Annotated in this window: 24 protein-coding genes and 1 pseudogene; 18 read left to right on the forward strand and 7 right to left on the reverse strand. The window is 52.5% G+C overall.

Annotated features, from left to right (window positions below; all coding sequences use genetic code 11):
* Positions 1–53: 53 nt before the first annotated feature.
* The 4 genes from IMCC3135_RS09655 (at position 54) to IMCC3135_RS09670 (ending at position 3,818) form a co-directional block, all read left to right on the forward strand.
* Complete coding sequence (locus IMCC3135_RS09655; RefSeq protein ID WP_205737983.1) at positions 54–818, forward strand: ATP-binding cassette domain-containing protein; 765 nt, start codon at positions 54–56, stop codon at positions 816–818.
* A gap of 15 nt (positions 819–833) precedes the next feature.
* Positions 834–1,967, forward strand: coding sequence for an ABC transporter permease (locus IMCC3135_RS09660; protein ID WP_205737984.1), 1,134 nt, complete (start codon positions 834–836; stop codon positions 1,965–1,967).
* Between the two features lie 49 nt (positions 1,968–2,016).
* Complete coding sequence (locus IMCC3135_RS09665; protein ID WP_205737985.1) at positions 2,017–3,156, forward strand: substrate-binding domain-containing protein; 1,140 nt, start codon at positions 2,017–2,019, stop codon at positions 3,154–3,156.
* 218 nt (positions 3,157–3,374) lie between these two features.
* Entirely contained in the window at positions 3,375–3,818 is a 444-nt protein-coding gene (locus tag IMCC3135_RS09670) for a hypothetical protein (protein WP_088917419.1), read from the forward strand.
* 200 nt (positions 3,819–4,018) lie between these two features.
* On the opposite strand, the gene IMCC3135_RS09675 is transcribed toward IMCC3135_RS09670, so the two are convergent.
* Positions 4,019–5,479: an NAD-dependent succinate-semialdehyde dehydrogenase gene (locus IMCC3135_RS09675; protein WP_088917420.1), complete on the reverse strand. Its 1,461-nt coding sequence runs from the start codon at positions 5,477–5,479 to the stop codon at positions 4,019–4,021.
* Positions 5,480–5,838: 359 nt separating this feature from the next.
* On the opposite strand from IMCC3135_RS09675, the gene IMCC3135_RS09680 reads away from it, so the two are divergent.
* The 3 genes from IMCC3135_RS09680 to IMCC3135_RS09690 are packed head-to-tail and all read left to right on the forward strand — an operon-like array spanning position 5,839 to position 7,859.
* On the forward strand, positions 5,839–6,324 hold the full coding sequence (locus tag IMCC3135_RS09680; RefSeq protein ID WP_169727434.1) for an Lrp/AsnC family transcriptional regulator: 486 nt from the start codon (positions 5,839–5,841) through the stop codon (positions 6,322–6,324).
* A gap of 38 nt (positions 6,325–6,362) precedes the next feature.
* Positions 6,363–6,866, forward strand: a complete 504-nt coding sequence (locus tag IMCC3135_RS09685) for an Lrp/AsnC family transcriptional regulator (protein ID WP_088917422.1) — start codon at positions 6,363–6,365, stop codon at positions 6,864–6,866.
* Positions 6,867–6,914: 48 nt separating this feature from the next.
* Positions 6,915–7,859, forward strand: a complete 945-nt coding sequence (locus IMCC3135_RS09690; protein WP_205737986.1) for a 2-hydroxyacid dehydrogenase — start codon at positions 6,915–6,917, stop codon at positions 7,857–7,859.
* Between the two features lie 7 nt (positions 7,860–7,866).
* Here the strand turns inward: IMCC3135_RS09690 and IMCC3135_RS09695 are convergent, their stop codons facing one another.
* Positions 7,867–8,349: an Lrp/AsnC family transcriptional regulator gene (locus IMCC3135_RS09695; protein ID WP_088917424.1), complete on the reverse strand. Its 483-nt coding sequence runs from the start codon at positions 8,347–8,349 to the stop codon at positions 7,867–7,869.
* Between the two features lie 136 nt (positions 8,350–8,485).
* Between IMCC3135_RS09695 and dctP the strand changes: the two genes are divergently transcribed.
* The 10 genes from dctP (at position 8,486) to IMCC3135_RS09745 (ending at position 18,497) form a co-directional block, all read left to right on the forward strand.
* Positions 8,486–9,505 carry a TRAP transporter substrate-binding protein DctP gene (dctP, locus tag IMCC3135_RS09700; RefSeq protein ID WP_088917425.1) on the forward strand — a complete coding sequence of 340 codons (1,020 nt, stop codon included), beginning with the start codon at positions 8,486–8,488 and terminating at the stop codon, positions 9,503–9,505.
* 56 nt (positions 9,506–9,561) lie between these two features.
* Complete coding sequence (locus tag IMCC3135_RS09705; protein WP_088921777.1) at positions 9,562–10,137, forward strand: TRAP transporter small permease; 576 nt, start codon at positions 9,562–9,564, stop codon at positions 10,135–10,137.
* 2 nt (positions 10,138–10,139) lie between these two features.
* A complete protein-coding gene (locus IMCC3135_RS09710; protein WP_088917426.1) occupies positions 10,140–11,426 on the forward strand; it encodes a TRAP transporter large permease in 1,287 nt (428 codons plus the stop codon).
* 11 nt (positions 11,427–11,437) lie between these two features.
* On the forward strand, positions 11,438–11,875 hold the full coding sequence (locus IMCC3135_RS09715) for a universal stress protein (protein ID WP_088917427.1): 438 nt from the start codon (positions 11,438–11,440) through the stop codon (positions 11,873–11,875).
* Between the two features lie 69 nt (positions 11,876–11,944).
* Complete coding sequence (locus IMCC3135_RS09720) at positions 11,945–12,775, forward strand: aspartate racemase/maleate isomerase family protein (RefSeq protein WP_088917428.1); 831 nt, start codon at positions 11,945–11,947, stop codon at positions 12,773–12,775.
* Positions 12,772–13,785: a hydroxyectoine utilization dehydratase EutB gene (gene eutB, locus IMCC3135_RS09725; RefSeq protein WP_088917429.1), complete on the forward strand. Its 1,014-nt coding sequence runs from the start codon at positions 12,772–12,774 to the stop codon at positions 13,783–13,785. Before IMCC3135_RS09720 ends, eutB begins: the two co-directional genes overlap by 4 nt.
* Complete coding sequence (locus tag IMCC3135_RS09730) at positions 13,778–14,767, forward strand: cyclodeaminase (protein WP_088917430.1); 990 nt, start codon at positions 13,778–13,780, stop codon at positions 14,765–14,767. The genes eutB and IMCC3135_RS09730 overlap by 8 nt, the downstream gene beginning before the upstream one ends.
* A 20-nt stretch (positions 14,768–14,787) precedes the next feature.
* On the forward strand, positions 14,788–15,975 hold the full coding sequence (doeA, locus tag IMCC3135_RS09735; protein WP_088917431.1) for an ectoine hydrolase DoeA: 1,188 nt from the start codon (positions 14,788–14,790) through the stop codon (positions 15,973–15,975).
* Positions 15,976–15,977: 2 nt separating this feature from the next.
* On the forward strand, positions 15,978–16,970 hold the full coding sequence (gene doeB, locus IMCC3135_RS09740) for a N(2)-acetyl-L-2,4-diaminobutanoate deacetylase DoeB (RefSeq protein WP_088917432.1): 993 nt from the start codon (positions 15,978–15,980) through the stop codon (positions 16,968–16,970).
* 153 nt (positions 16,971–17,123) lie between these two features.
* Entirely contained in the window at positions 17,124–18,497 is a 1,374-nt protein-coding gene (locus IMCC3135_RS09745; RefSeq protein ID WP_088921778.1) for an aspartate aminotransferase family protein, read from the forward strand.
* Positions 18,498–18,525: 28 nt separating this feature from the next.
* Here the strand turns inward: IMCC3135_RS09745 and IMCC3135_RS35455 are convergent, their stop codons facing one another.
* Positions 18,526–18,789, reverse strand: coding sequence for a winged helix-turn-helix transcriptional regulator (locus tag IMCC3135_RS35455; RefSeq protein ID WP_418251437.1), 264 nt, complete (start codon positions 18,787–18,789; stop codon positions 18,526–18,528).
* Here IMCC3135_RS35455 and IMCC3135_RS09750 point away from each other — a divergent pair.
* Positions 18,778–18,993 (forward strand): IS4 family transposase, encoded by a 216-nt coding sequence (locus tag IMCC3135_RS09750; RefSeq protein WP_088917433.1) that lies wholly within the window; start codon positions 18,778–18,780, stop codon positions 18,991–18,993. The two genes, IMCC3135_RS35455 and IMCC3135_RS09750, sit on opposite strands and share 12 nt — an antisense overlap.
* Before the next feature lie 355 nt (positions 18,994–19,348).
* Here the strand turns inward: IMCC3135_RS09750 and IMCC3135_RS09755 are convergent, their stop codons facing one another.
* The 4 genes and pseudogenes from IMCC3135_RS09755 to IMCC3135_RS09770 all read right to left on the reverse strand — a co-directional run bounded on the left by IMCC3135_RS09755 (position 19,349) and on the right by IMCC3135_RS09770 (position 23,625).
* The gene (locus IMCC3135_RS09755; protein ID WP_088917434.1) at positions 19,349–19,819 is read right to left on the reverse strand and encodes a YaiI/YqxD family protein; all 471 of its coding nucleotides are present in this window, start codon (positions 19,817–19,819) and stop codon (positions 19,349–19,351) included.
* An 83-nt stretch (positions 19,820–19,902) separates the two neighbouring features.
* Complete coding sequence (locus tag IMCC3135_RS09760; RefSeq protein ID WP_088917435.1) at positions 19,903–20,283, reverse strand: hypothetical protein; 381 nt, start codon at positions 20,281–20,283, stop codon at positions 19,903–19,905.
* A 219-nt stretch (positions 20,284–20,502) separates the two neighbouring features.
* Complete coding sequence (locus IMCC3135_RS09765; protein ID WP_157735886.1) at positions 20,503–21,846, reverse strand: hypothetical protein; 1,344 nt, start codon at positions 21,844–21,846, stop codon at positions 20,503–20,505.
* A 378-nt stretch (positions 21,847–22,224) separates the two neighbouring features.
* Positions 22,225–23,625, reverse strand: a pseudogene (locus IMCC3135_RS09770) (IS701 family transposase).
* Positions 23,626–23,835 lie beyond the last annotated feature (210 nt).

A 23,835-nucleotide genomic window follows, 5' to 3' on the forward strand; every position in this document is an offset into this window, starting at 1 on the left:
GTTACCGGTAACGTAAACTGGGCACAACTTCAATGCGCTCGGAGAACTAATCAATGTCAGTGGCAGCTCCCATCATAAGCATGCGAGGCATTACCAAGCGTTTTGGTGGCTTGGTCGCCTTGCAAGGTGTCGATCTTGACGCCTATTCAGGCGAGGTACTCGCCATCGTCGGTGATAACGGTGCTGGAAAATCAACGCTGATAAAAATACTGACTGGTGTGTACCAGCCCACTGAAGGTCATATTGAATTGCATGGCAAGCCGTTCTCCATGGCAAATCATTCGGATGCCATCAAGAACGGTATCGATGCGGTCTACCAGAATCTTGCCATTGCGGATCATTTAACGCCTGCTCAAAATCTGTTTCTTGGCGCTGAATTGACTCGGTCATTCATGGGTTTGCAAATTCTTGACAATCGTAAAATGCGCGATGAGTCTGTCCGTGTACTGAAGGACAAGCTTGGGGTGCAACTCAAGAACATGGATGTAGCCACAGAAAGTCTATCGGGCGGTCAGCGTCAGGCGGTGGCTATCGCACGTGCGGTACGCCATGATGACTTGCGTGTTCTGGTGATGGATGAGCCTACCGCAGCACTGGGGCCACAGGAAACGGCGAGAACCTTGGCATTGATCAAAGCGGTCAAGGCGCAGGGGATTGCCGTGATTGTGATTTCACACTCTCTGGATGATGTATTCGAGATTTCAGATCGTATTCACGTCATGCGTCGTGGTACGTGTGCAGGAGTTGTGAAGACTGCTAATACTAATAACGAAGAGGTGCTTGGCATGATTGTCGGCGCTCAATCGGTCGCCGGGTGAGGAAATACTGCAATCATGGCAACCAATGAAATGAACTCAGAAACACGCAATAAGCCCATTCTGGAAAAGCTGGAGCCCTATATGGGGTTTCTGGGTCCGATGGCCATGATCGTTCTGATACTCGCCTTTATGGGAGTCATGGAGCCTGCGAGATATTTTCGTCTGTCCAATCTGAATCAGATTCTCCTGGATGCGGCTCTATATATGCCAATGGCCATGGCAATGACGTTTGTCATTACCCAGCGAGGCATAGATCTGTCGATTGGTTCTGTTGCCGCTTTGTCAGCCATTATCATGGCGTTCCTGATCAAGCAGTATGGTTTTCCGGCCTGGACTGCTGCGCTGATTGCTTTGGGCCTGGGAGCTTTGATGGGCCTGTTGAACGGCCTGGTTATCACCAAGCTTCGAGTGCCAGATTTGATCGGCACTCTGGCTATGGATCTTGTCTATCGTGGATTTGCACTGGTGCTTGCCAAGGGACTGGTATTGGCACGCTTTCCGGATCTTATTACAGAAGTGGGTCGAGGTCAGGCATTGCAGTTCTTGCCAACGCCTGTGGTTATAGGACTGATGACTTTGGCCGGTGGGTACTTCCTACTGCGATCAACTCACTTTGGTCGCTATACCGTCTCCATTGGTTCAAACCCGGAAGCATCAGAAATGACCGGCATTGCCGTAGATCGTCATCGTGTATACGCCTATGTATTGATGGGAACGATGGCCGCTTTATCCGGAATATTACTGACCGGCAAGCTCAATGCCATTCAGGCAACCTCGGCGCCTTACTTCAATCTGCATGTCATTGCCGCAGTAGTGGTAGGTGGTACATCCTTGTTTGGAGGTCGTGCCTCAATGATTGGGTCGCTAGCAGGTGTTCTGCTGCTATCGATGATGATCAACGCTCTGGTCACACTGCGAATCGAGTTCTTCTGGCAGTCGGTGGCCTCAGGTGCCGTCATCATTATTTCGGTAGCAACCTATACATGGTTGGGTAAGAAGGATCGGGATGGGGGTGGCAAGGTTGGCTCCGCGCTCAAAAATCCAGACAACGCAAAGTTGATGAAACTGGGCATTGCTATCGCGCTGATGATTCTGGTTTTAAGTGTGATCAGTTTACTGGCGGGTGGCTCTGCCAGCCCAAGTGGGTAACTGGAAAAATCGTGGCAACCGCCACCTTGTAACGGAGGAAGTGTTAGCAATGATGAACAGAAAAACAACCGCGGCGTTGGTCGCAGCTCTTTTGAGCAGCACGTTTGCCATGGCTCAGTCCTTGCCACTCAAGGAACTGCCGGATGATGCGGATAGGGATTTTTGGGTCCCTGAGCAAGTCAATAAGGAAGGCAGTTTGCAGGCACTGCAGGACGCAACAGGTACCGAGGCCATCGCATATACCGGTACTCAGGAGAAGCCGCTGCAAATAGCTCTTATCTATCCATCTGCAGATGTCTCTGATTTCTGGGCGCGTAACTATCTGGCTATGATCAAGCGTCTGGATCAACTGGGAATCAAATATGAGACGCGTGAATTTGCATCTCGGCAGGTAGAGCATTCTCTGCAGGCAACCTATGCCGCTCAAGTGGATCAGGATGCCGATTTGTATGATTTTGTGATATTTGGCCCCTCAGAGCTGGCAACTCAGGCGGACAATATAGACAAACTGGCTGGCAATGAAGATCTGACAACGTTTGTATGGGCATTCCATACACCGCCAAAATACCTGAAAAATCAACCAGCGGGATGGTTTGATTTCTCATCTGCATTCGGCGCACAAAAAATGTGTGACTACATGCTTGAGCGATTAGGTAACGATGTGACCTACGCCATGAATCGAGGTATTCCGGGAATCACAGACAATCAACGTTCGGGAGATTTCAAGGACTGTGTTGCCGAGAAAGGAAACTGGAATGTCGTTTATGAACACTATGGAGAGTATCAGAGTGAAGGTGGTTTCGAAGGCACTCAGCTGATGCTTCAGGCCTACCCTGAGGCCAAGGTGATACACAATGCCAATACAGCCATGGCAATGGGTTCAGTCGAGGCGCAAGTCTCGGTCGGTAAAGAGAAGGAAATATTCTCCACGGGGTGGGGCGGAACCGGCCTGGAGCTGGATGCCATTCGTCGTGGTGAACTGGATGCCACGCCAATGAGGATGGGAGATGATGTTGGCGCTGCAACGGCTGAAGCGATCAAGGCACACCTGGAAGGGCGTCAGGAAGAGTTGCCATTGGTATTCCTGGGGCGAATTTCAATTGCCCATGATCAGATGAGTGCTGAAGAGCTTGATGCCTTGGAAGTCGAGGCATTCAGATTCTCAGGCGTTGATGCTCTGGAAAGATAGTATTGGAGCTGTAGATGTAAACATAAACATCTTATCCATAGTGCAGCGGGGTTTTACCCCGCTGCAAGCTCATACTTGATCCAAGCAGCCAGCCAGTACTGATCGATTCAGTGTGGAAATTTCACAAAGCAACAGGCCATTATTGAGGATAGGCATACACTCGTCGGCTATCAAAAGGTGTTCAGACCCTCTGAACGTTACTCGGATATATACCTAATATGACAGCCAGAAAACTTCTAACAGGATTCCTTGCCGGATTCATTGCAACCTTTGTTTTTCATCAACTGGCCGTTGCTATACTCGCCGCTATCGGCCTCTCTCCGTTTGGTGCCTGGAACTTTTCAGCGACTGCGCCGCTTGGAATTCCAGCCGTTCTTTCTCTGTCGTTCTGGGGTGGAATCTGGGGCATTATCATGATCATGTTGCATCAGCATTTTGGTCAAGGCACACGCTACTGGCTCAGCGCATTTCTGTTTGGTGGCATCGTCACCTCTGTGGTTGCGCTTTTCATTGTCGTTCCCATGAAAGGTGGCCCGCTAGGGGGTGGCTTTGCTCCAGCTCTGCTACTCACTGTTTTCATCATCAACGGTGTCTGGGGCATAGCAGCCGCCTGGTTGTTTCGCGTATTCGGGAAGATGGGTGCTGCCAGCACCGTCTTGTAGAGTGTTGCAACGCATTGCCTGTGAATCCTCGCCATCCCATGAAGGTGAATTAGCCTGAGTGCGATGAATAAATTGCCTGGTGCAGGCTATTCGACTCCTCAATATCAAGTCATGTAAGGATGCGTTGATGGTACTTACACGGCCGGGCATGGTGTCTGGCGCTCCCAGTGATAGGGAGCGCTATGCCGTTGTGAAATACCTCAGGACCAGTCTCGGCAGATATACTTGATATTCATGAAACTCTCCATGCCGCTCCTGCCGCCCTCACGGCCTAGCCCGGATTGCTTCATGCCGCCAAACGGGATAGGTGCACCGGTGATTTTGGTGCGATTGACGGCAACCATTCCGTATTGAAGTGAGCGGCTCAGTCGGTAGATACGGCTGGGTGACTGTGTATGCAGGTAGGCCACCAGACCATACTCGGTGGCATTGGCAATCTCTTCCACTTCCTGTTCGTTGTCAAACGGCGCGATAGCAGCAACGGGGCCGAAGGTCTCCTCATGCATGATTCTGGCGTCGCGTGGCACGTCGATCAGAACCGTTGGCAGATAGAGCAGGGTGCCTTCTTCCTTCAGCTTGCCACCGGTAGCCAGCTGTGCACCGCGAGTCACGGCATCTTGCACCTGTTCGTCCTGCTTGCTGACAGCCCGCGCGTTCATCAACGGGCCCAGATCCGGATCATCCAGACCATAGCCCAACGTCAGAGTCTCGGCCCGTTTCACGAATTTTTCGCAAAACTCCTGGTAAACGGCTCGTTCAACCAGAATACGGTTTGCACCCAGGCAATCCTGCCCCGAGGTGGCGAACTTGGCTTTCACCGCCTCATCGACTGCAACGTCGATGTCGCAGTCCGCAAAGACGATGAAGGGGGCAAGACCGCCAAGCTCCAGTATCAGGTGTTTGACAGTATCGCTGGACTGTCGATACAGCAGGCGACCTACCTCGGTAGAACCTGTGAAAGACAAGGCGCGAACACGACAGTCTTTCACCCACTCACCCACGATGACCGGTGCCTCACCCGGAACTACATTGAACACTCCCGCCGGAAAGCCGGATTGCTCTGCCAGAGCCGCCAGTGCCGTGGCGGAGAAAGGAGTCTCGGCTGAAGGGTGGATCACCACAGTGCATCCGGCAGCCAGTGCGGCGGCCGCCTTGCGGGTGATCATTGCACAGGGAAAATTCCAGGGGGTTATGAGCGCAGCGACGCCAACAGGTTCACGCCACAACTCCACTTCCGCGTTAGGCAAATGCGAAGTCACACTCTCAATGTTGGCGCGCTTTGCCTCCTCGGCATAGAAATCAATGAAACTGCAGGCATAGTCGATTTCCCCGCGTGCTTCGGAAATGGGTTTGCCCTGTTCCAGAACCATGATGCGAGCCAGGTCTTCCTTGTTTGCAAGTAGCAGGTCATGCCAGCGGCGCAGGATGTCGCCACGTGTCTGCGGCAAGGCTCGGGACCATTGCGCAAATGCAGCCTGCGCAGCGTTGACAGACGCCATGGATTCAATGACACCGACACTGGCCATTTCCCCAATGGATTCCCCGTTACCCGGATCAGTGACATCCAGTACTTTTCCATCGCTGGAATCACACCATAGCCCGTTGATGTAGGCTTGTGATCTAAACAATGCCGGATTGTCCAATACCTGACTCAGCTTCATACGCCCCTCGCAATTCCAAGTTCTGCTAACAGCCACTAGAGTACAAATAACGGCCACGGGTATGCTTTGGATTGCCTTGCCGGTCTCAGATGATTCTCTTGTATTCCTGTGCCTGTACCGAAGAATCTAAGGTTCAGGCAATTTGGCAGCTGAGCGTGCAATCGGAATGCACCGTTGGCGCAGGAATAAACTGTACCTACTTACGAGTGTCTGCTGCTGTGCATGTTTGTGGTATTTTCGTTGGCAGGGGTTGCGCATGTTCTGGCACCGCATGTGGTTCGCATAGAATGGAGCAAACAGGCTTGGGATGGTAAGCGGCTTGCTGTATGGCGAATATCGGGGAGCGGCAAAAAGCAGCTATGAGTTACAAGATAGATCGTCGAGATGTCCAGATTCTTTCCATTCTTCAAAATGATGCGCGTATTTCAAACGTTGCGTTGGCAGAGAGGGTTAACCTTTCGGCTGCAGCCTGTTGGGAGCGGGTTCGCAAGCTTGAAGCAGGCGGAGTCATTCGAAAGTACCGCAGTGAGGTCGCTCTTGAGCGGATGCCGGGCACGATATCCTTCATGTTGCTCGTGACTCTCAAGTCACATAAAACCAGTGATTTCACGATCTTCGAAAATGATATCCGGCAATCCTCCAACGTGATCAGATGCGTATCCATAGGCGGAGGGTATGACTATATCGTTGAAGTCGTAGTCCGACGTATGGAGGACTACAAGAGATTCATGTCCGAGTTTCTGGAAAAAAACAGTAACGTCAATACCTGCAGTGCACATGTCATAACCAAAAGTGTCAAGGCAGAGAGCGTGGACTTGCAGATGCTGTACGACAATGTTGAGTGAACGGCAGTCAATCCAGCGAAAAGGCGTAGACATCTGACATGTTGAAGCTGGATGGTTGCGATATTCAGATTCTGTCCGTCCTGGCTGCGGAAGGTCGTCTGTCCAATACGGAGTTGGCGAAGCGTATCAATCTGTCGCCATCTCCCTGCTGGCAGCGTGTGAAGCGTCTTGAAGAGTCTGGCGTGATCTCCGGTTACTCGGCCATGGTATGCATGGAAAAACTGCTGGAATCGGTCACGTTTTTCGTCATGGTTAACCTTGAAGACCAGCAGTTGCCAACCGAGACAAGGTTCGAGCAATACAGCCAGGCCAAGCGCGAAATCATCGGATGTTGGTCCATTGGCGGTAACGTCGATTACATGCTGCAGATTGTCTCTCCTGGTATAGAAGCCTATCAGGCCATCATGGATGAGATGCTGGCTGCGCAATTGAAGATGGACAGCTACTTCTCCTATCTGGTGCATTCCGAAGTGAAGGCCGCCCGGAGCGCTCAAACGTCCGCTGTGATGCTTGACTGGCTTGACCAGAACAGAGGGGCATGACATCTTATGTGCCAGTCAGCCAAGCCATAGCTCCTCAGAGATAATCCTGTGACCACCTTGATCCCGCTCGTCCATCAGATGCATGCAGAAGAAGCAAGCGAGTGGCTGGCAACGCTGCAGAGGCTATTGCCTCGCTACGATATCCGGCTGTTCGACGAACTGGGTGAGCAGGAACGATCACAGTGCAGGATTGCCATCGTGGCGAATCCCGACCCGCATCAGTTAGTGCAAATGCCAGCATTGATCTGGGTGCACTCTCTCTGGGCTGGTGTGGAACGAATGGTCGCCGAGTTGGCGGACGTGCCGGTGGATATCGTGCGCCTGGTTGACCCTTGTCTGACGCAGACCATGTCAGAAGCCGTGCTGGCCTGGGTCTTGTATCTGCATCGTGACATGCCCCTCTATCGTAGACAGCAGGCGGCTTCGTTGTGGCAACAAAAGCCCTATGTGGCTGCTGGTGAGCGGCATGTCACTGTGCTGGGACTAGGAGAGCTTGGCGGGGCCAGCGCACAGCGTCTGCAGCAGAATTCCTTCATGACATCTGGCTGGAGTCGTTCCCTGAAATCATTGGATGGAGTTCAATGCCATACGGGCAGGCAGGGACTTGAGGAGCTGTTCGAACAATCGGATATCATTGTCAACCTGCTACCTTTGACTCCAGACACGCAAGCTCTTCTGGACAGAAAACTGTTCAAGAAGATGAAGGCGAGTGCTTGCCTGATCAATTTTGGTCGTGGAGCAACGATCGTTGAAGAGGATCTGGTTGCAGCCTTGAATGACAAGCAGTTTGCGCACGCTGTGCTGGATGTCTTCGAACAAGAGCCCGTCAGTGCCAGTTCAGCACTTTGGAGCCATCCGCGAATTACGCTGCTACCGCATATATCTGCACAGACCACGATTGAATCGGCAAGCCGGATCATCGCCGATAATATTGTCAACTACCTTGATCATGCAGTCATGCCGGAAGTGGTGGACAAGTCTCGTCGCTATTGATCATCTCCTAGATCATCGGCAATTCGAACCCGATTTTCACGCAGTCCATAACCACCATGGTCTTGAAGCTCTTTATGTTGTGGTTGTTCCAGAAATAGGTCTGAGTGAATGCTTCGTAGTCGCTCAGTGTCTTGGAAGCCACGAGCAAGATGAAGTCGGCATCCCCCGTGGTATAGAACCCCTGCATGATCCTCGGGTTGTTCTTGATCTCCATCCTGAAGCTTTGCATGATGTCTTGCTGGTCGCGCTCCAGATTAACCGACACCAACGTAAAGATCTCATAACCCAGCTTCTTCGGATCAACGATTGAAACATCCTTGCTTATCGTGCCATTGCGCCTGAGCTTGTTCAAACGTCGCTTTGCTGAGGTCGCTGTCAAACCGACTTGCATGGCCATGTTCTCGGTGCTGATGAGCGCATTTTTCTGAACAATGCTTAGTAGTTGACGATCTATATCATCAATACTGTTTTCGTTGGTTTCGGATTCCATGTTGCAGAATATAGTCGTTTGCACAAGTTTTAGCGCCGAATTGTTGCATGTTAGCTGAGTAAAATGAAGTGGCAATTCTCGGGTAGCAACTGAGAAATATTTGAAATTCGACGTCCACTCATTGGAGGATCTATTCATGAAACTGCAGAAATCCGCTCTCTACGGAGCAATATCAACGGGGTTGGCAGGCGTATTCATCTTTTCCTCACCGGTGCAGGCCGATGAGTGGCGGTACGTCATGGAAGAGGGTTTGACAGATCCTCAAGGCCTGTACGCGACAAAGTTCAAGGAAGAGATTGAAGAGAATTCGGAACACACCATCGAGATCTACCCTGTCGGGACTCTGGGTGAATCCGCTGATGCCATGGAGCAGGCTCAGGCCGGCCTGGTTCAGTTCATCGATCAGTCTCCCGGTTTCACGGGTGCCCTGATTCCCGAGGCAGAAGCGTTTCTGGTGCCTTATCTGCAGCCGACTGATCCGCAAGCGGTACGAACGTTTTTCAAGGAAGGCAAGGCGGTCAAGGAAATGTTCCACGAGATCTATCGCGAACATGGTCTTGAACTCCTGTCGATCTTCCCTGAAGGCCAGCAGGTGGTGACAACCATGAAGGAGTTTCGTACGCCTGCAGATTTGGATGGCGTGAAAATCCGCACCATGTCGTCACCGCTGCTGCTGGAGACATACAAGGCTTTCGGTGCGTCTCCCATTGCATTGCCCTGGGGAGAACTGATTGGTGCGCTGAAAACCAATATGGTGGATGGGCAGGAAAATCCTGCTATCTGGATCGAGGCCTATGGGCTGGATGAGCTGACCAAAGTCATGACCTATACCGGGCATGCTCAGTACACCACGGCGGTTATGGCCAATTCGGATTTTTATGACGAGCTGAGTGATGAAGACAAGCAGCTGATTCAGGATGCAACTAGTGCTGCGCACGACTATATCCTCGACGAAGCCGTGAAGATGGACGAAATCGGTCTGTCCAAGATCCGGGAGTCCAATCCTGAATACACGATTATCGAATTGTCTGAGGAAGAACGTGCAGTCTTCAAGGAACGTGCTGTCGCTGTAGAAGAGGCGTTTATCGACAGAGCCGGTGATCGCGGTGCGGCAATCATCGAACAGATGAAAGCTGATATTGCTGCTGCCATGTAGCCAATGAAAGCCCATCGGCAGTGATGGGCTTTTTGTCCTCCAACAGGAATGCTTCCATGAGTAATAAAGACGATCAGGGCAGTACCAGTTCGCCAGCTGGCCGATTTCTGGATGCTATCGACAGGGTGATTGCCAGATTGGAAGAAATCATCATGGCCGTTGGTATCATTCTGATGGCAGTGAATACCATTGCCAATGTAATAGCCCGATTCCTGTTCAATCACTCCATCATCTTTGCCGAAGAGCTGAACAGTACGTTCATTCTGCTGGTGACGTTCGCGGGTATCGGCTATGCCGCCAGACACGGGCGGCATATCAGAATGTCTGCCATCTACGATCAATTGCCGGACAAGGCCAGAAAGTGGCTGATGACAGTGATCGTTGGCGTCACCGCATTTTTCATGCTGTTTCTGGCCTGGTTCTCGGTTCGATACGTATTCGACGTCTATTCCAAGGGGCGGATCATGCCAGCACTGGGAGTGCCTGTTTACATCATCTATCTGTGGGTGCCTATCGGACTATTCGTCACCGGTGTTCAATATGCGTTGACCACTGTCAAGAATATTCGGGAAAAGGACATCTATCTGTCCACTGACCTTAAAGAGCATGAGGCACAGGAAATGGAGGTTTAATCATGGCACTTACAATGTTTCTGGTGATGGTAGTCCTGTTGTTATTGGGCTTTCCAATGATGATCCCACTGATAGCGGGAGCATTGGTTGGGGTCATGGTCATGTTTGGCGATATCAGCAAAGCCGAATTCATGATCCAGCAGATGCTTGGCGGTATCCGGCCTGCATCGCTGATAGCGGTGCCAATGTTCATGCTGGCAGCTGACATCATGACTCGTGGTCACTCTGCAGACAGGCTCATCGACATGGTCATGGTTTTTGTGCGCCATATCAAAGGCGGTCTGGCGGTGAGTACTTCTGCAGCCTGTGCATTGTTTGGCGCAGTCTCGGGTTCCACGCAGGCCACTGTGGTTGCCGTTGGAGGACCGTTACGGCCTCGCATGCTCAAAGGTGGCTACAAGGATTCCTTTGTTCTTGCACTGATCGTGAACTCCAGTGATATCGCCTTCCTGATTCCTCCCAGCATTGGCATGATCATCTATGGCGTGGTGTCAAAGTCATCGATTCCCGAGCTGTTTGTTGCTGGCATCGGGCCCGGGCTGCTCATTCTGGTTCTTTTCTCCATCTACAGCATGATCTACGCGACGATGAACGGTGTTCCGACCGAGCCTGCAGCCAGTTGGCGCGAGCGTGCTACTGCGGTCAAGCGTGCACTCTGGCCACTCGGTTTCCCACTCATCATCATTGGTGGAATATTCGGCGGATTGTTCAGTCCGACTGAAGCGGCTGCCGTCAGTGTTCTGTACGCGCTGTTCCTGGAAGCCGTCATATTCCGATCAATCACCATCCGTGATTTCTATTCCATCGCAAAATCAACCGGTATGGTAACCGCAGTGGTTTTCATTCTTGTCGGCGCCGGTGCGGCGTTTGCCTGGATTCTCTCGTTCGCACAGATCCCCCAGCAGCTTCTGGGCGCAATCGGGATCACCGAGATGAGCGCTACCGGAGTGCTGTTCGTCATTTCAGCCTCGTTTTTCATCGGTTGCATGTTCGTCGATCCCATTGTCGTCATCCTGATTCTGGTACCTATCTTCGCACCAGTCATCAAGAGCACGGGGCTGGATCCAATATTGGTGGGTACCTTGATTACACTACAGGCGGCAATTGGTTCCGCTACACCACCGTTCGGCTGCGACATATTTACCGCAGTTGCAGTATTCAAACAACCCTATGTCAAGGTCATCAAAGGTACGCCACCGTTCATCTTCATACTGCTGAGCGTGTCGATACTGATGATCTACTTTCCGCAGATAGCGTTGTTCTTGCGCGATATTGCTTTCGACAAATAGGGGATACGAACATGTTTGAACGAATAGTGGTTGGCGTGGATGGTTCCGAAGGCGGGCTGGAGGCGCTCAAGCTGGCCATTGGCTTGCAGAAAATCCACGATTCCGAGTTGTTGCTGCTGTCGGTCTATCTTGAGCACACCATGTGGGAGGCGTCTGTGTCGTATGTCAACACAGAGCTGACCGGCTCTACTCATTCAGCCTTGCAGGAATACGCACGGGAGGTAGCCCGGCAATGCAAAGAGTTCGCACAGGCGCAGGGCGTGGAGAAGGTCCGCTCATTTTACATGGGTGGGGGGCCCGCCCGTACCATCGTGAAGTTTTGTGAAGACCATGACGCCCAGCTTATCGTTTTGGGCAGTCGCGGTATCAGTGCTTCCGAGCGATACATGTTGGGTAGTGTTTCACACAAGGTGACCAATACATCGACTAGACCTGTCCTGATTGTTTAACAGACGGGCCTGAGAGGGCTTTCCTGGCAGGTTTCCAATTCGCGTTTTCATGTCTCATTGAGATTAACCATGCATACCCTGATACCCATTGCCTTGTCTCATCAGCCTGTCGGTTTTGTGAGTCAAGATGCCTGGACTCGAATGGGTCTGATCGTGCTCGCTACGGATCTGACCAGTGAGCGCGACTACGCGCGTCTGTTTCCGCACGACACGGCTTCGGTATATACGACCAGGGTCGCGTTTGAAAATCCGACCACGCCAGAGAACCTGCGTCTCATGGAACCAAGACTGGCCGCCGCCGCTGAACTCCTGTTGCCGGAAGAGCCGCTTGCGGCCATCTGTTTTAGCTGTACCGCTGCCTCGGTTGTGATCGGTGATGATGCCGTGACCGAGGCTATCCAGCGATCTCGCCCCGGGGTTCCGGTGGTGACACCCGCGGGCGCCGCAGTGAAAGCCCTGCGTGCACTGAATGTCAGCAAGGTGGCGATTCTTACCCCCTATCTGATCGAAACGAGCCAATCCATGGCTGACTATTTTTCTCGTAACAAATTCGGGATATCCGACTTCGAATGCCTGGGACTGGAAGATGATCGTGAGATGGCGCGGGTTGATCACCACAGCATCGTGGAGGCAGCCTGCCGCCTGGATGGTCCTGATAATGAGGCAATTTTCATATCCTGCACGGGCTTGCCAGCCTTGTCCACGATCAGTGAAATTGAAGCGCGCACCGGAAAACCGGTGGTGACATCCAATCAGGCGAGTGCCTGGGTGATGATGCGTCTGGCAGGTCTGTCTCATCGACCGACCGGATATGGCCGTCTGTTTTCCCACGATCTCTCCGAGGGGGGCGTCATGAAATCACGCACGTCCACCAACAATACAAGTTCCTCTCTGTCATGAAAAATCCTATATCTACTCAGGACAGTTTTTCTGCTCAGCGCCGCATTGCCAGCTATGTTCGGGAAACTCCGGTGGTTCAATCCGACACATTGAGTAAGCTGCTGGGTGCCGACGTCCGGCTCAAGCTTGAACATACGCAAATAACGGGTAGTTTCAAATTGCGAGGTGCAAGCAATGCCGTCCTGTCACTCACGGACTCGCAGAAGCAGGCCGGAGTTGTAGGCGTCTCTACCGGCAATCATGGTCGTGCTCTTGCGTATGCAGCGGCACAGGCCAATGTCCGCTGTGTGATCTGCATGTCGGAGCTTGTGCCGCAGAACAAAGTAGAGGCGATCAAGGCTCTGGGGGCAGACGTTCGAATCTCGGGTCGCTCTCAGGATGATGCCCAGATCATTGTGGATCAACTGGTCAGCGAGGGCATGACCATGCTGCCGCCGTTTGATCACCGTGACATCATCGCGGGTCAGAGTACAGTTGCGCTGGAGATGCTGCGGCAGGCGCCTGATCTGGACACGGTGGTTGTACCGCTATCGGGCGGTGGTTTGATAGCGGGCGTGGCCATGGTCATGAAAAGCATCAATCCTGCCATCCGGGTTGTCGGCGTGTCCATGGAGCGCGGTGCGGCCATGTACGAATGTCAGCGTGCCGGCAAGCCCATCGCTGTTGAAGAGCTGCCTACTCTGGCTGACTCGTTGGGTGGAGGGATCGGGCTGCACAATGAGTACACATTCAACATGACGCGTGATCTTGTTGATGAGATTGTTCTGGTTTCTGAAGCGCAGATTGCCGAGGGCATTCGCCATGCCTATTGGCAGGAACGCCAGATACTTGAAGGCTCCGGTTGCATTGGCATAGCGGCATTGCTGGCAGGCAAGATCATCAACCCCGGGCGCTGTGTGCTGTTGTTGAGCGGACAGAACATAGACATGCAGTTGCACAAGCGCCTGATCGATGGTGAGGATGTGGATGTGTCTGCGCAATCCACAGACGCAGGGAGCCTTCATGCCTGATATGAAAATACTGACAGAACAACAACTGCGCACCGCCCTCCCATTTGACGATGACGCAGTGAATTGCATCGAAGAGGCCTTCCGGCTGTTAGCCACCCGGGAAGTGGTCATGCCACCGATCCTGAGTTTTCATGTGCCAGAGCACAATGGTGAAGTGGACGTCAAGACCGCTTATGTGCCCGGCATAGACAGCTTTGCCATCAAGATGAGCCCCGGTTTCTTCGACAACCCCAAGCTGGGTCTGCCCAGCTTGAACGGGCTGATGGTGTTGTTCGATGCGCGTACAGGTCTCGTCAACGCGATCCTGCTGGACAACGGTTATCTGACAGATGTACGAACGGCCGCTGCCGGCGCCGTTGCGGCCAGACAGCTGTCACGGGCAGACAGTACCGTGGCAGGCATTCTGGGCAGTGGTGCCCAGGCCCGGTTGCAGCTGGAAGCGTTGACACGAGTGCGTCATATAAAGAGCGCGCTAATCTGGGGGCGCGATCCGGAGAAGGCTGAAGCCTGTGCACATGATTGCCGTGCCAGACTGGGCATCGAGGTGTCAACGGGCAGCATCGATGAGGTCATGGAAAAAGCCGATATTGTGGTTTCAACTACGCCTTCCAGAACGCCGCTGATTTCAGCATCCATGCTGCGCCCAGGACAACATGTCACTGCCATGGGGTCGGATGCAAACTACAAAACGGAGCTTGAAACCGATGTCATTCCGGCAGCAACGCTGTTTGTCTGTGATCGTCTTGAGCAATCCATCCTGCAAGGCGAGTTGCGGCCCGCGCTTGCAGCAGGAAGCATCCCTGAACCTGCAAGCTATGCAGAGTTGGGAGAAATCGTTGCTGGTCTGAAGCCCGGTAGAGAATCACCGCATGACATTACAGTCTGTGATCTGACGGGAACAGGCGTGCAGGACACTGCAATAGCAACACTGGCATGGGATCGCGCAAGCAAGACAGATGCTGGCGTGATTATTCATAATTGATGACTAACGGGGCAAGAACGATGGTAGTACCCAAACTCAATTTTACACTGAACGAATATCAGAGCCGTATTGCGAAGACTCGTGCAGAGATGGTCGCTCGCGAGCTGGATCTTTTGATCGTGACAGATCCTTCGAACATGAACTGGCTGACCGGCTATGACGGTTGGTCCTTCTATGTGCATCAGGGCGTTGTGCTTGGCATGGATGGCGATCCTGTCTGGTTTGGTCGTGGCCAGGATGCCAATGGCGCGTTACGCACCTGTTTCATGGACCCTGCCAATATCATTGGCTACCCGGATCACTACGTACAATCGACAGAGCGGCATCCCATGGACTACCTGTCAGCCCGGCTGACTGACAAGGGTCTGGCCAAGGGGCGCATTGGCGTGGAGATGGATAACTACTGGTTTACGGCAGCCGCATTTGCTTCCTTGAGCAAGCATCTGCCCAACGCGCAGTTGCTGGATGCGACAGCACTGGTCAATTGGCAGCGTGCCATCAAGTCGGACGCGGAGATTGGCTATATGCGTCAGGCTGGCAAGATCGTAGAGAAGATGCATCAGAGAATTTTCGACAAGATCGAACCGGGTATTCGCAAGTGTGATCTGGTAGCTGATATTTATGATGCGGCACTGCGCTTCGATGAAAAGGCGGGGTATGGCGGGGACTATCCGGCCATCGTTCCCCTGCTACCATCGGGGACGGATGCCAGCGCACCTCATCTGACCTGGGACGACTTGCCCATGCAAACCGGGCAGGGCACGTTCTTCGAAATCGCAGGCGTGGTGCATCGATACCATTGCCCACTGTCTCGAACCGTGTTTCTGGGCAAACCTACCAGCACATTTCTCGATGCTGAAAAGGCGGTGCTGGAAGGCATGGAAGCCGGTCTTGAGAAGGCACGTGTCGGCAATGCTTGTGAAGACATAGCGCTGGCATTCTTCAGTGTGCTCAAGAAGCATGGCATAGAAAAAGACAATCGCACCGGTTACCCCATCGGGCTTTCGTATCCGCCTGACTGGGGGGAGCGAACCATGTCTTTGCGTCCTGGAGACAAGACTGTGCTCCAGGAAAACATGACGTTCCATTTCATGACGGGGTTATGGATGGAGGACTGGGGGTTCGAAATAACCGAGAGTATCCGCATCGGATCCAATGGGCCTGAATGTCTTTCCGATGTTCCACGCAAGATGTTTGTGAAAGACTGATCATGACTACAAACCCGATAAGTCCGACCATCGCCCTGGATCAGGATGGCAAGCACCACGGATTTCTGAAACTGCCTTACAGCCGGGATGATAGTGCCTGGGGGGCCATTATGATGCCCATAACGGTCATACAGAATGGCGAGGGTCCGACCGCACTGCTTACTGGTGGCAATCATGGGGATGAATACGAAGGTCCGGTGGCGCTGCAGGATCTGGCATTGACGCTCGAGCCTGCGCAAGTTTCCGGGCGCATCATCATCCTGCCTGCACTGAACTATCCGGCCTTTCGTGCTGGTACGCGTACATCACCGATTGACAAAGGCAACATGAACCGATCGTTTCCGGGGCGGCCAGGTGGTACAGCGACACAAAAGATCGCGGATTATGTGCAACAGTGTCTGTTGCCACTGGCCGAGTTCGTTCTGGATTTTCATTCGGGCGGCAAGACGCTGGATTTCGTACCGTTTGCTGCCGCTCACATTCAAGATGATAAACGCAACGAGAACGCGTGTTTCGAGGCCATGAAAGCCTTCAACGCGCCTTTTTCCGTACAACTGCTGGAAATAGACAATGTAGGCATGTATGACACTGCCGCCGAGGAAATGGGTAAGGTGTTTGTATCGACCGAACTAGGCGGTGGTGGCAGCTCCTCGGCCAGATCCAACGCCATTGCCAAGAAAGGCGCACGCAATTTCCTGATTCATGCCGGTATCATCAAAGGTGAGATGGAAGTCGCTGCAACGGTCAATCTGGACATGCCGGACGGCGACTGTTTCACGTTCTGTGATCGGGATGGCATGCACGAGCCCATGGTCGATATGGGGCAGAGAGTGAAAAAAGGGGATGTGGTGGCAAGAGTCTGGCCACTGGATCGCACCGGAGTAGCCCCTACGGAGTATCACGCCAACCGAAGCGGTCTGCTGATCAGCAGGCATTTCCCGGGTCTGATTCAGTCGGGGGACTGTATTGCAGTTGTGGCAGTAGAAGTGGATTGACAGCCTTGTCACAGGCTCGCATCAGAAAAGATTGCAGAACCTGATATTTCCGGCTGGGTATATTGAATAGCCCGATTTATCAATCAGAAAATAGCAGTAAACCTATCATTGATTTTCAACATGCTGAAATTTCGGCATTATTCAGGACATGACATGAGCACAAACGATTTTCTCGCCGAATGGGACCGAGACAATTTCTTTCACCCATCCACACATCTGGCGCAGCACGCTCGCGGGGAAACCCCCACCAAAGTTATCAAGACTGCATCGGGTGTCTACATCGAGGATCGGGATGGCAATCGCCTGCTCGATGCCTTCGCAGGCTTGTATTGTGTCAATGCAGGCTACGGTCGAAAGGAAATTACTGATGCCATTGCCCAGCAGGCAGGCGAACTGGCCTACTATCATTCGTATGTTGGTCACGGCACCGAAGCCTCCATCACACTGGCCAAAATGATTCTGGACAGAGCTCCTGCGAATATGTCCAAGGTGTATTTCGGGCTGGGTGGGTCTGATGCCAATGAAACCAACGTCAAGCTGATCTGGTATTACAACAACATACTCGGACGTCCTACCAAGAAAAAGATCATCAGTCGATGGCGTGGATATCACGGCTCGGGTCTGGTAACCGGTTCCCTGACCGGTCTGGAATTGTTCCACAAGAAATTTGACTTGCCAGTTGAGCAGGTCATTCATACGGAAGCTCCGTACTACTTTCGTCGTGAAAACCTTGATCAGAGTGAATCAGAATTTGTAGCTCATTGCGTAGCAGAGCTGGAATCCTTGATCGAGCGGGAAGGGGCAGACAACATCGCCGCCTTCATCGGCGAGCCGGTATTGGGCACTGGCGGCATTGTCCCCCCACCCGAGGGTTATTGGGCTGCCATTCAGGCGGTTCTGAAAAAACACGATATCCTTCTGATTGCTGATGAAGTGGTGACAGGTTTTGGTCGACTCGGCACCATGTTCGGCAGCGAACACTACGGCTTCGAAGCTGATATCATTACGATCGCAAAGGGCCTGACATCCGCCTATGCGCCGTTATCGGGTTCCATCGTTTCTGACAAGGTCTGGAAAGTCCTGGAGCAGGGTACCGATGAAAACGGCCCCATCGGTCATGGCTGGACTTATTCGGCTCACCCGATCTGTGCCGCAGCCGGTGTGGCCAATCTGAAACTGATTGATGATCTGAACCTGATTGCCAACGCCGGTAGCGTGGGTGCTTACCTGAATCAGTCCATGAAATCGGCGCTGGCGGATCATCCGCAGGTGGGTGATATTCGCGGTGAGGGCATGCTGTGCGCCGTTGAATTCGTCAAGGATCGTGATAGCCGGACCTTCTACGATGCGGCGGACAAGATAGGTCCACAGGTGAGCGCGGCCTTGTTGTCACAGGACAAGGTGATTGCCCGGGCCATGCCACAGGGCGATATCATCGGCTTTGCTCCGCCGTTCTGTCTGAGTGAACAGGAAGCAGATAAGGTTGTTGCAGCGACTGTGCGTGCGGTAAAGACCGTACTGGGGTAAGTGGTCAGCGCGGTTTCAACAAAGGCAGTCAGTTTATGATCCGCCCGTTGAAACCGCACTGGTGTTCATGAATCCAGTCTGCATACGTCAGTAGAACGGGTTTCCAGGCCAAGCCTTTCTCGGTAAGCTCGTAGGCGTAGCGGCGAGAGGCGGCTTCCGAGTCTATCCGCTTTATCACGCCGTGCCGGGTCAGCAGTGATTTTGGACTTCGCTTTATAGCTCTTCGATCTTGTCGTCCCAGGCGATTCCCGACCCAACGCCCTGCAACCGCTCGGAGTAAATGGGTCGTCAGTGTCCTGACATGAAGGCGTCACTGATATTTGAAGCCGAGGAAATACGAGCGATCTATGCCATGAATCGAAAGCAAGTGCCGAAAGATACAGTGCCGACGATAAACGGAGTCGTTCGGTTAGTTGCCATGGCGGAAGGCTTTAACGGGCGCAAGAGTGACGGAGAGTCTGGTGCAAAACGTTGTGGCGTGGCCTCGAGAAAATAATGAGCTTCGCTGACGGGCTGCGTTATGCAGGTGCCAACCCTGAGAGGGGATGACTTAGGGGTCGTGAAATAATTACCTAGACATTTCGGTTGGTCCTGCGCCTGCCCGGCAAGGCGTGAGGAGGGCGAATAGCCTGCTATTCAACCGACAAACAACGCAGAAGGGCAGGATGCAGGGGCGGCTGAAATGTATAAGTAATTATTTCACGACCCCTTATGTATTACGAGGTGATCTGAACATTAGCAGGCTAGGCATGCGGTGGATGCGATTTGAATCAGTCATATTCAAGTTTGAAATGAAGCCGGTATTCAGGTAACGATTACCTGCTCTAGCCAAGTCAAACTGTCTGCAATCACTAAGTGCGGTTTGCCGCGACCAGCCTTATTAAAAGACGATCAAGTTGATTGGCAAAATTACGCCGATCTGTCTGGTTGAGGGCGGGTGGTCCACCAGTTTCAACGCCACTGCCGCGCAAAGTGTCCATGAAGTCGCGCATGTTCAAACGTTCTCGAATGTTGTCGGCTGTGTACAACTCTCCCCTGGGGTTGATCACCGCACAGCCTTTTTCCACCAGTTCTGCGGCCAGTGGAATGTCCGCTGTGATGACAAGATCACCTGAATTAGCGTGTTGCACGATGTAGTTGTCGGCCACATCGAATCCACTACCGACCTGGACAGTTTTAATGAACAGAGATTTTGGCGCCGGTATTGGCTGATTTGCGACCAGTGTGACCGTCAATTCCAGCCGCTTCGCGGCCCGAAATAGAATGTCCTTGACCACGCGCGGGCAGGCGTCGGCATCTACCCAGATTTTATTGTCAGACATGATGTTTCCGTTTGGCTGGTCGACGGGAATATTCGTTGATGATATAGGAGGCGAACACGATAGGCTGGATGCGTAGCATTATCCTATTCGTTGAGCTGCAAGTTGTCCGTCAATAAGTGGAAGCGCTTATAACGCGACACCTTTTGGAACATGGCTGGTAACTCTTCACCATCAAATTCAACAGATACTTCAATGTCATCAGCTGTCATTTTCTGGCGCAGATCTTCAATGCTCGGAACCATATCATCAGGGGCGTATGGCGCAAGAATCAGTGAAACTGCATCAGGGAGTTCAACGCCGATTTTTCCTATCCAACCTGGATTCCAGTTACCGCCGACGAAATCATTGGCTGCATCGAACCCGTGCGACCTGCATTCAATATTGTGGGGGTGGGCCGCCCAGTTATTGATCGGGGGGCTAGTTGTTTGATTGAGTGGGCTGACGGTGCTTGGCAGAGGCGTCATCCACCATACTGTTCAAATCATCCGGAAATAGGTTTCCCGTCTGGCCAAAAGCCAGTCCTATCGCTGCACGCTCGGATAGTCTGTCTCGTGGTCGGAACGGGCAATTTCCACCAGCAGGATTGCACTGACACGCTCTATATCCAGAGCAGAGACGACCTCGGCAGCATGGGGTTCCCACGCTGCTGAGATCTTGTTTCGTCTCCAGCCCTAAGCAGGGTATCAGTGGGTATGACGGCGCCGTTCGCCTTCTAGTTGACGTCGGGTCGCGGCGTTTAGTTCAAGCGATTCAGCGCCTGAATTTTTCAAGGCAGCAATCGTCGTAACGCCATCTCGGTTGCTACACCAGTCAAGTCCAACGGTCATGGGAACAGCCTCCCCCAGTTCGTTGGCAAAGAAACCGTCTATCAATGTATTTGGTCCATAGATACTTTCCGCTACCCAGCGTGCACGCGCCGCAACCAAAGTATCTGCCAGTCGATTCTTCACACCCCATCCGACAAGCAATTCGTCGCAACGATATTGCGATTCGTCCACGGGTTTGTTAACAAACGCTGAATAATAGTCGATATTGAATTCACGTTTCATCATGCCTGCTGTAAATAAAGTCGCAAAATCTTCGCGCAGAGTGTTATATCCGTAGAACTCAGCAGCCCCATCATTCGCCATCTCAGAGCCAACGAAAGTAGGTGTGAAACCTTGCTGCTCTTCCGTGGCTATCTCGCCTTGGAAACTAACCTGCCCCAAGTCGTAAAGCGTCTGAGAATACAATGGCAAATCCAGATTAAGCCGAGGCGACAGGAAGAGCTGACTGTTATTGTCGAGCGCCCTTGCTGGCACAAGACTGCTATCAAGTGTAGCGATGCTTTCAGTTGGCAGGTAATCAACCGCATGCGATAGCTCGTGATACAGGAGCCTGTAAACCGGTATCTCTATGTCTTTGAGAGTGCGCTCTTCTCTATCGCTCAGATCGAAAAATTGAATGGCGGGAGCATCCCCTATGCGCATGGAAACAAATTCCCAGAACTGCAGATCCTTGTCAAATTCGCTGCGATAGTCGTCGGCTATGGAGACATTCGCCTTTTCTTCCAGACTCAACCAGAGCGTCGCCGGGTCCAACTGAATTCCGCCGGTGCCGGCCCAGTAGTGAGATGGCCGCACGGTACTGCCAATAACTATTGAAGTCAGTGACCCAAAAAGCGGAATCATGCTATCGGGGGCATCCTCCAGCAATGTTTCAAAACGCTCCCCCATCCAGTCGTGAGTGACCAGGAGGCGGTTCATGATGTCCTCCTTCGTAAAATCAGGCGTTGCCTGAGCAATGAACGGCAGTGCTTCCAGCGTACACGCCTCATCAGCAGTTTCGACCAGTGCACATTCCTTGATCAGTGAGGCGTATGGACTGTCTGTGCGGTAAACAGCAAGTTCATCGACATCCCGGATATCGTTCCTCGCCAATACGTCTGGGTCATCATTTTGTGGTTCGGGTGTATCACCACCTGAGCCGCCGCAACCCGTTAAAATCGCCGCGATAAGTAATACCCACATCCTTGTCTTTATCATCATTACTGCCTTTCAGGTTTGAACTTCGAGGCTGAACCTTACTTCAATTTAATCTCCTTGCCTTGATTCAATGCACGGCCGTTGGCCGTGTTGTTGCTGACGAGGCGTACTGAGCAAAGGTTACACATTAACATTCAAGTGTTTTCTTGCCGACAATGGTGCCATACAGAAGTCGTCGACACTCAGGGCAGAGACGGAATGGTTAGGGATTGTGAAATAATTAAGTATCAATTTTCAGTTGGTCCTGCGCCTGTCCGGCAAGGCGTGAGAAGGGCGAATAGCTGGCTATTCAACCGCCGAACAACGCAGCAGGGCAGGATGCAGGGACGACTGAAAATGATAGTTAATTGTTTCACGATCCCTTAGTCCCACTGTGTTAAATTATTTTACGATGGTGCCGGTCGATTTGCACAGCAGGGACAGCGAACCAATGTTGCTGCAATGGCTTGCGCAATATACCAACGCAGTGTGCTGATCGAATCATCGACATGACGTTGTGCTCGCTGGGGAACCGCGTGGGATGTAATCGTCGGGTAGGGCAGATTCTTTGCGTGGTTGGGTACTTTTTTTTTCCTCTCCCGGGTGCGTCAAACGCTCGGCAACCAAAAATGCGTAGGCCGCTATGCACAAGCTGGCATGGTGATGAAAACCACGCCAGTTACGTCCTTCATAGTGATTCAAACCCAGCTCGTCCTTGAGCTCCTGATAGTCTCTCTCAACTTGATAACGCATCTTGATGTTATAGACCAGTTCCTTGATTGGCGTGGATGCTGGAAGCGTGCCTAGCGAGTACTTGGTCGGTGCCTCCTCACCCTCTGGCCATTCCACCAAGAGCCATTGTGTGGCTCTGAGGGTGCTTGTCAGATGATCCCTGTGGGCTGCTCGCACGCGTAACGCGATAAACCAGGAGCTCAACGTCTCATTGGTCCCCTCACGCCATTCCACGAATTGCCAATCCTGCTCGCTTACCGCCAATGCCACCTCTTCACAGCTTTGTGGTTCGTGACCTTCGGCAAAGCGATGTCGGGTTGGCGTCCTGCCTCGAGTGCCTGGTTCCTTGGACTTCGGTGGCAAGGGTTTTACACCAGGTGCCCAGATGCTGGTACTGGGATTGACGCCCACCATATACTTCAAACCCAATGCATCAAGCCCTTCGCGAAACGCCGTGTTGTTGCCATAGGCAGCATCGGCAAGCACCACGCCGGGTGTCACATCACGCTCAAGGGCCGCTTGTATTTGCTGCAAGGCGATCTCGGGCTTGGTCGCAAACTCTATCTCCTCGGGTATGCCTACTGTGTCCCGACGTTCGCTATCCTCACACCACAGCTCTGGCAGGTAGAGTCGATAATCCACTGGCAAACTCGCCTTTTGTGTGGCGATGGATAAGCTCACTGCCACCTGACAGTTGGCCTTTTTACCCAATTGCCCGCAGTATTGGCGAGCCACTCCGGCAGAGTGTTTACCCTTCTTTGGGATACCCGTATCGTCCACGATCCAGTACAGGGCTTCACCCGCGCCCATTCTTGCCACCACCCATGACCAGCACTTATTCAGTATTTTTCGATCAGACCAATTGGAATCGGCAACGAAGTGATGTAGCCCTTGATGCTGTGATCGCACGTTGTACGGATCCACGGCTGCCGCCATGGGCTCAACGCTCTTTCGATCAAGCGTCAGCATCAATGCTGAGCAATAGTTGATCAGGTGCGGATGTCGAGTGGCATGACCCAGCCCTTCGCAGAGGTATTTCAAGTACTCGTTCAATTTATCCACAGAAACCATGATCGCCTCAATTAAGTTTTGACACATGGTTTTATATAGACTATAAATTTAACACAGTGGGATTAGGTATCGAACCTTCGTAAAGCTGGCCGCGAGTCAGTAATGATTATGCGTTGCCAGAAGCTCTATTTCGCACGACAAAATATCGACCCGATTCCCCTCACGAGGGATTCGATAGCTTGGAGCACGCGAGGCAATGCGTGCGCTCAA

It is taken from the genome of Granulosicoccus antarcticus IMCC3135 (assembly GCF_002215215.1).
Classification (GTDB): Bacteria; Pseudomonadota; Gammaproteobacteria; order Granulosicoccales; family Granulosicoccaceae; genus Granulosicoccus; species Granulosicoccus antarcticus.

Excerpts from the sequence above, each read along its gene's own strand:
- IMCC3135_RS09655 (WP_205737983.1), top strand. The coding sequence starts at position 54 with ATGTCAGTGGCAGCTCCCATCATAAGCATGCGAGGCATTACCAAGCGT.
- IMCC3135_RS09660 (WP_205737984.1), top strand. The coding sequence starts at position 834 with ATGGCAACCAATGAAATGAACTCAGAAACACGCAATAAGCCCATTCTG.
- IMCC3135_RS09665 (WP_205737985.1), top strand. The coding sequence starts at position 2,017 with ATGATGAACAGAAAAACAACCGCGGCGTTGGTCGCAGCTCTTTTGAGC.
- IMCC3135_RS09670 (WP_088917419.1), top strand. The coding sequence starts at position 3,375 with ATGACAGCCAGAAAACTTCTAACAGGATTCCTTGCCGGATTCATTGCA.
- IMCC3135_RS09675 (WP_088917420.1), bottom strand. The coding sequence starts at position 5,479 with ATGAAGCTGAGTCAGGTATTGGACAATCCGGCATTGTTTAGATCACAA.
- IMCC3135_RS09680 (WP_169727434.1), top strand. The coding sequence starts at position 5,839 with ATGAGTTACAAGATAGATCGTCGAGATGTCCAGATTCTTTCCATTCTT.
- IMCC3135_RS09685 (WP_088917422.1), top strand. The coding sequence starts at position 6,363 with ATGTTGAAGCTGGATGGTTGCGATATTCAGATTCTGTCCGTCCTGGCT.
- IMCC3135_RS09695 (WP_088917424.1), bottom strand. The coding sequence starts at position 8,349 with ATGGAATCCGAAACCAACGAAAACAGTATTGATGATATAGATCGTCAA.
- dctP (WP_088917425.1), top strand. The coding sequence starts at position 8,486 with ATGAAACTGCAGAAATCCGCTCTCTACGGAGCAATATCAACGGGGTTG.
- IMCC3135_RS09705 (WP_088921777.1), top strand. The coding sequence starts at position 9,562 with ATGAGTAATAAAGACGATCAGGGCAGTACCAGTTCGCCAGCTGGCCGA.
- IMCC3135_RS09710 (WP_088917426.1), top strand. The coding sequence starts at position 10,140 with ATGGCACTTACAATGTTTCTGGTGATGGTAGTCCTGTTGTTATTGGGC.
- IMCC3135_RS09715 (WP_088917427.1), top strand. The coding sequence starts at position 11,438 with ATGTTTGAACGAATAGTGGTTGGCGTGGATGGTTCCGAAGGCGGGCTG.
- IMCC3135_RS09720 (WP_088917428.1), top strand. The coding sequence starts at position 11,945 with ATGCATACCCTGATACCCATTGCCTTGTCTCATCAGCCTGTCGGTTTT.
- eutB (WP_088917429.1), top strand. The coding sequence starts at position 12,772 with ATGAAAAATCCTATATCTACTCAGGACAGTTTTTCTGCTCAGCGCCGC.
- IMCC3135_RS09730 (WP_088917430.1), top strand. The coding sequence starts at position 13,778 with ATGCCTGATATGAAAATACTGACAGAACAACAACTGCGCACCGCCCTC.
- doeA (WP_088917431.1), top strand. The coding sequence starts at position 14,788 with ATGGTAGTACCCAAACTCAATTTTACACTGAACGAATATCAGAGCCGT.
- doeB (WP_088917432.1), top strand. The coding sequence starts at position 15,978 with ATGACTACAAACCCGATAAGTCCGACCATCGCCCTGGATCAGGATGGC.
- IMCC3135_RS09745 (WP_088921778.1), top strand. The coding sequence starts at position 17,124 with ATGAGCACAAACGATTTTCTCGCCGAATGGGACCGAGACAATTTCTTT.
- IMCC3135_RS09750 (WP_088917433.1), top strand. The coding sequence starts at position 18,778 with ATGGGTCGTCAGTGTCCTGACATGAAGGCGTCACTGATATTTGAAGCC.
- IMCC3135_RS09755 (WP_088917434.1), bottom strand. The coding sequence starts at position 19,819 with ATGTCTGACAATAAAATCTGGGTAGATGCCGACGCCTGCCCGCGCGTG.
- IMCC3135_RS09760 (WP_088917435.1), bottom strand. The coding sequence starts at position 20,283 with ATGACGCCTCTGCCAAGCACCGTCAGCCCACTCAATCAAACAACTAGC.
- IMCC3135_RS09765 (WP_157735886.1), bottom strand. The coding sequence starts at position 21,846 with ATGATGATAAAGACAAGGATGTGGGTATTACTTATCGCGGCGATTTTA.